Origin of the sequence: Floridaenema aerugineum BLCC-F46, assembly GCF_041929345.1 — a bacterium.
GTDB lineage: Bacteria > Cyanobacteriota > Cyanobacteriia > Cyanobacteriales > Aerosakkonemataceae > Floridanema > Floridanema aerugineum.
Map to the genome: position 1 here is coordinate 21,722 of NZ_JBHFNQ010000173.1, position 6,461 is coordinate 28,182.

2 protein-coding genes are annotated in these 6,461 nt (G+C 38.2%); both read right to left on the minus strand.

The genetic code is table 11. From position 1 onward, the window contains the following. Positions 1-139 precede the first annotated feature (139 nt). The gene (locus ACE1CC_RS22680) at positions 140-829 is read right to left on the minus strand and encodes a manganese catalase family protein (RefSeq protein WP_413272708.1); all 690 of its coding nucleotides are present in this window, start codon (positions 827-829) and stop codon (positions 140-142) included. A 271-nt stretch (positions 830-1,100) separates the two neighbouring features. Then, positions 1,101-6,101: a PAS domain S-box protein gene (locus ACE1CC_RS22685; RefSeq protein WP_413272709.1), complete on the minus strand. Its 5,001-nt coding sequence runs from the start codon at positions 6,099-6,101 to the stop codon at positions 1,101-1,103. Between the last annotated feature and the right edge of the window lie 360 nt (positions 6,102-6,461).

The following is a 6,461-nucleotide window of genomic DNA, read 5'->3' on the forward strand; positions in this document are numbered from 1 at the left end:
TCTGCCATTATACATATTTTTTATTGTAAAAAAAAGGTTTATTCAGAAAATTTCTGAAAAGGGAGAAGTTCAGCGATCGATTCTCGCCAAACTTCTCCCTTTTGTTTGTTCAAGTTTCCCTGTCTTTAACTTTCTGTGGTTAGGATTGCTTTTCCGACAATGGATTAGCAACATATCGGAAGCTTGGCTGAGAATTCCAAGGCCCACGCTCATCCTTACCGTTTTGAGATAAGTTGTAGTAAATATCGACAGTTTGATCGGGTTGAATATTACCAAAGAAAGGATCGGTTAGCTTACCTAAAGATTGCAAAGCTTCCATAAACATTTTGGTGTGAGAAATTTCGCGAGTTAGCAAATGTACCAAAGTGTTTTTAGTGCCTTCATCAGGTGCCAATTTAATCAATTCTTCGTAGGTTTGACGAGCACCAGCTTCCGCAGCAATGTCTGCTCGTAAATCGCGCACAACGTCGCCACCTTCGTTAATATAAGCCGCTGTCCAAGAAACTCCTTGACTATCTAAAAAGTGTGGGCCTATACCACGCAAGGCAAACAATGTGCTTTTATAAGCTTCTGTTTGATCGGCATTTTTAGTATGTCCTTCAATTAATTTACCCACCATTTCTAAGTGACTAAATTCTTCAATGGCGATATCTTGTAACATATCGCGAATTCCCGGATGCTCACAGTGAAAAGACTGAACCCAGTATTGTAAAGCGGCGGTTAATTCTCCAGTTGCTCCGCCAAATTGCTCTAAAAGTAGTTGTGCGAACCGAGGATTTGGATCGTTGATATTGACTGTATGAATTGTTTCTTTTTTATGAAAGAACATGAGTTTATTCCTCTCTCGTAAATAGCTTAAAACTGCGGTTTAACAGTCTTTAATCACTGTTATTTTTAGCTTAGAGGAAGCAAAAATTTACATCCTGTGTCTAAAGAAGTAATTGTGAGGAATAATACTCTATCGTGAGTTATAAACTGGTTCGTTGTAAGCACTTAAGTGCTTTTATGAGTTCTGGAAACGACTAAAGTCGTGACAACAGACGGTTCGTTGTGAGGACTTTAGTCCTACTCTGGAAACGACTCAAGTCGTGACAACAGACTTAATTGGTTTGATGAATGGGAATTTCAATGATAAAGGTTGCTCCTTGATTGATTTGAGATTCGCATTTAAGGGTTCCTTGATGTTTTTCTCCTACGATTTGGTAACTAATAGATAATCCTAAACCTGTGCCTTTGCCAACGGCTTTGGTAGTAAAGAATGGGTCAAATAAGTGAGATTTTACTTGTTCAGACATTCCTGGGCCATTATCTGTAATGGAGATAATAGCATGAGTTTTATTAGCAGAAAGTTTGGTTGCAATAATGATTGTAGGTAAGGGTGTTTGAGCTTTTTCCCAATGTTTCATTTCCAAGGCATCAACAGCATTGTTGATGATGTTCATAAATACTTGATTTAATTGTCCGGCGTAACATTGTACTAAAGGTAGTTTGCCATATTCTTTAACAATTTCTATGGCTGGTCGATCGCTTTTTGCTTTAATCCGATTTTGCAGAATTAGCAATGTATTATCAATTCCTTCATGAATGTCTACATCTTTCATTTCTGCTTCATCTAAGCGCGAGAAATTGCGTAAACTTAGGACAATTTGCCGGATACGTTCGGCTCCCATTTTCATTGAGCCTAATAATTTAGGTAAGTCGCTGACGAGGAAATCTAAATCGATTTCTTCAATCTCTTGGGCAATTTCTTCGGGAGGTTGGGCATAGTGTTTTTGGTATAGTTCAATTAAGTTGAGCAATTCTGAAGCGTATTGTTCAGCGTGTGTCAAGTTACCGTAAATAAAGTTAACGGGGTTATTAATTTCGTGAGCGACACCTGCTACTAATTGCCCTAAAGATGACATTTTTTCGGTTTGAATTAGTTGGGCTTGAGTTTGTTGTAATTGATGCAAGGCTAACTCTAATTCTTGAGCTTTTTGTTGGGCTTCTTTGGCGGAATTTTGCGCTTGGGTGTAGAGTTCTGCTTGGGAGAGGGCGATCGCTAATTGATCGCTCACAGCTTGCAACAATTCTACTTCATCTTCGCTCCAATATCTTGCCTTATTATATTGAGCACAACTAAGTAATCCCATTTCTCCAGAAGGCATTTTAATTGGCAAGGCTAATAAAGCAGTAAAACCCCATTCTCGGTGTAGTTCTCGGCATTCTAAATTAGCGGCATTTCGCATATCCGAAACACAAATCATTTGCCGATTTAATAACTGATTAATTAGGGAATTAGCTTGAATTGGACGCTTACCAATTTGACTAGATATAGTTGATATTTGTGCTTCTGCTACCACGTCCCAAGCTGGTGGATTTGTCTGTTGACAATACCAAGCAAAGTTACATTGTTCAACTTGTAATAAGCTTTGAATTTCGCAGACAATTGTTTTCAAAATTGTATTAACATCCAACGATCTACGAATGTCGCTAGCTAAACGATTCAGTAATGCTTCCCTTTGGGCTAGTTGTCTGTACCTGGCTTCCGATCGCAAAAGTTCTTCTGCTTGGAGTTTTCTTTCTGTAGCATCAACCCCTAAACCAATTAAACCAATTCCTTTACCATTGGCATCTTTAATTATAGCTTTAGTAACTTCTAAATAATGCAATTTGCCATCAACAAAGGGTAAAATTTCCTCTGTTTGGTAGGGTGTTTCTTGCGCCCAAGTAGCTGCATCTGAAGCCATACAATTGGCAGATTCTTGTTCTCCTAAAATTTCGGAATAGTGGCTAGCTGCCAAAAATATCGACTCTGGAACACCGACATTTTCGCAGAAAGTTTTGTTAATAAATTGCATTTTTCCTTTGGGATCGGTCATCCAAATCCAAATCGGTGTGTTATCCAAAATTGCTCTTAAAGTGCGTTCTTGTTTAGCTAAAGTTTCCTCGGATTTTTTGCGATCGCTAATATCCCGAATAATTGTGGAAAAATATTCCACTTGCCCATTTTCCGATTTATGACTCATCACTACTTGAGAAGTAGGAATTAAGCTACCATTCCGATGCAATAATGCAGTTTCACCACTCCATGAACCTTTTTCAATGGCAATTGGTAATACTTCATTAACGATCAATTCCATTACTGATTCTGGGTGATAATCCTGGAAGCAAGTATTACTAAGATCTTCATTTTCCCCTACTCCCACCATTTGCCGACCTGCTTTATTTATGTAAATATTTCGTCCTTCAGCAGTGCCAATACCAACAAAATCAGGTGTTGCTTCTAAAATGGCAATTAATCTAGCTTGTGCTTGTTCAGCTTCTTTTCGTTGAGTAATATCTCGGACTACGGCAATTATTTGATTTTCCAATAAAGGTAAATACCTGGCTTCATAAAAACCTTCGCCTTCAGGCATTGCTAAGGAATATTCACAACTAGCAAAAGATTTACTTTGTGACACTTCATCTATAGCTTTATGGAATTTTTCTGCCAACTCTGGAGGAAAAACCTCCCGCATAGTTTTTCCTATAAATTCTGACGGTGCCACATACAAAGATTGCGATTTTCCAGCAATGTAATCTAATATAGTTCCATCTACATTGAGGCGGAAATACAGATCGGGTAAAGCTGCAAAAATTGCTTTTAATTCGGCGCTAGCTTGACGCAATTTTTCTTCGGCTTCCTGACGTTCGGTGATATCAGAAGCTACGCCATCAATCCGCAGCAATTTACCATTTTCATCAGAGATTAACCAGGCGCGATCGAGAATCCAACGCACTTCGCCATCAGGTCGAATAATCCGATATTCAATTTCTTTATTTCCTGTTTCTAACAGTGTTTTATGATGACTAAAAGCATATTCGCGGTCTTCTGGATGAACACTTTCCACCCACAAGTTCGAGTTTTCATAAAATTCTTTGCAGGATCTACCATAAAGTTTTTCTGTGGCTGGATTGAGGTATAAAATCTGAAATGTAGTCGCTGAAACTGACCACACTGCATCTTTTAAGGAAGTAAAAATACTGTTGAGGCGCGACTCACTTTCTTGTAAAGCTGCTTCGGCTTGTTTGCGATCGGTAATATCTGCGGATAATCCATCTATGCGAATCGTTGCACCTGTTTCATCATAAATCAACCAAGCGCGAGAGTGTATCCAACGCACTTCGCCATCAGGTTGAATAATGCGGTACTCAACTTCGCTTTTTCCTTCACTTAAAACTCGGAGGTTACTGTTAATAGCAATCTCTCGATCTTCGGGATGAACTACTTCTAACCATAAATTAGGATTTTCAAAGAATTCTTTACATGAACGTTTATATACTTTTTCAGCAGCCGGATTAATATACAATGCTTGTAAAGTTTGGGGAGAAACTGACCACACTACATCATGCAGGGAATTCAAAATACTATTGAGTCGAGATTCACTATTATATAATGCTGCTTCTGCATCTTTGCGTTCAGTAATATCGCGCATCGCTACCACTGCACCAATTTTGTTACCAGAAGCATCAATAATTGGTTGACCACTTGCCAAAAGAGTCCGAGTTTTTCTGTCTTTTGGAGCTAAAACCATTTCCACATTTTGAATAGTTTCTCCCTGAAAAGCTCGAAACAAAGGAATGTCTGACATCTGCATTCGAGTCTGGCGATCGGGCTTATATAAATCGTAATATTCAGACCATTGTTCCGGGGGAATTGGATATTCTGGTAAGCCGCAATATTCGCGAGTAGCCCGGTTAAATCGAGTTAAAATTCCATTGGCATCACAGGCGACAATTCCATCTGCTAAGTTATCCAACATAGCATCTAAAAATTCTCGTTCTTTGTGTAATGTTTCTTCTATTTGTTGGCGTTGTTTTATTTCATTTTCTAATTGCAAAACTAAGCTATTTAATTGAGCAGTCCGTTCTTGAACGCGAATTTCTAAAGTTTCGTTAGCTTGTTTAAGTGCGGCTTCCATTTGTTTGCGTTCGCTCACATCGCGCCAACAACCGATAATTTCCAGCAGGTTCCCATCAACATCTTTAACTAACTTTAATTCATCGTGTACCCAATGATATTTGCCATCATTATATAGGAAGCGATATTCATGCGAGTGACAGCAATTTTCCAATAAATGAGATAATCCATCAAAAACACGCGATCGATCTTCGGGAAAAATATGATTAACCCAAAATGAAGAATCTTCGATAAATTGCTTTGGTTCATAGCCCATCATCGCCGTCACATTTTCGCTGATAAAGGTAGCTCCAAAATTGCCTGATGCTTGGCAACTATAAATAACAGCTGGACTATAAGAAATTAAATGTTGTAATTTTTCCTGAGTTGCTAATAAAGTTTGTTCTACTTGTTTGAGATCGCGCAGCGCAGCTTGCTGTTCGCTAATATCACGCGCAATAGTAGAAATTAATTCCGGCTGACCATTAGCATCTTTATGAGCTAAAATTACTTGAGAAACCGGAATTTCCTTACCATCACGACTCAAAAAAGCAATTTCCCCACTCCAAATACCCTCACGTAACACAGTGGGAAAACCTTCTTCCCTAAGAATTTTATTTACCCATTCTGGGTGTACCTCACAGAGATCGCTTATATCGATATCTTCATCTATATCTACGCCCAACATCCGACGCGCCGCTTGGTTCAAGTAAACTCCCTTTCCTTGGCGAATGTCGTAAGTACCCACAAAATCTGTTGTAGTTTCTAAAATTTGCGCCAAGCGGTTGAGAGAGTTTTCTGTCTCCTTACGTTTGGTAACATCATGAGCAACAGCATACAACAACTCTTCCTCTAAACAAGGGTTGGTATTCCAAGACAACCACTTGTAAGAACCATCTTTACACAGATAACGATTCTCAAAAGAAATAGCTTTTGCACCTGTGGTTAATTTTTGGGCTTCTGCAATAGTCGCAGCTTGATCTTCTGGATGTACAAATTCAATAAAGGGTTTTGCCATAAGTTCAGCTTGTGTAAAACCTAGCGTTCTCTCCCAAGCAGGGTTTAAAAGCTGAAAATAACCATCAAAACTAGCTATACAAAGTAAATCAACCGATAGTTCAAAAAATCGGTCTATATTTGCCCAACCTAACCCATTCGCAGTCACTATTTGAGAATTCATTATCCCCAGCCTCGCTTAACCAGGCAAATTTATCAATTACTTTATTCTCCTTCTTATTCTTCCCGAATCACTCCGTAAAATTACCATAGTTCTATAAGTTTTTACATAGTTTTATATAAGAAGTCAAAAATTTCACTTAACAGCTAAACCCTTGATTTTTTTTCTTATACTAAAAATTTACTGAACAGGCTCAAATCTTTAAATTTGTTTGTTGTGAGGACTTTAGTCCTTTTTTGCCACATAGAAGGACTAAGTAGGTAGATCTAAATAAAGTAAAAATGGGGCGGGGGGAGAAAACAACCCCCCAACAAAAAAAAAAAAAATTTTTTTGTTGTTTTTTAAAAAACAAAAAAAAAAAAA

What these genes read in the sequence shown, in the direction of transcription:
- ACE1CC_RS22680 (WP_413272708.1), bottom strand. Translation starts at nt 829, where the DNA reads ATGTTCTTTCATAAAAAAGAAACAATTCATACAGTCAATATCAACGAT.
- ACE1CC_RS22685 (WP_413272709.1), bottom strand. Translation starts at nt 6,101, where the DNA reads ATGAATTCTCAAATAGTGACTGCGAATGGGTTAGGTTGGGCAAATATA.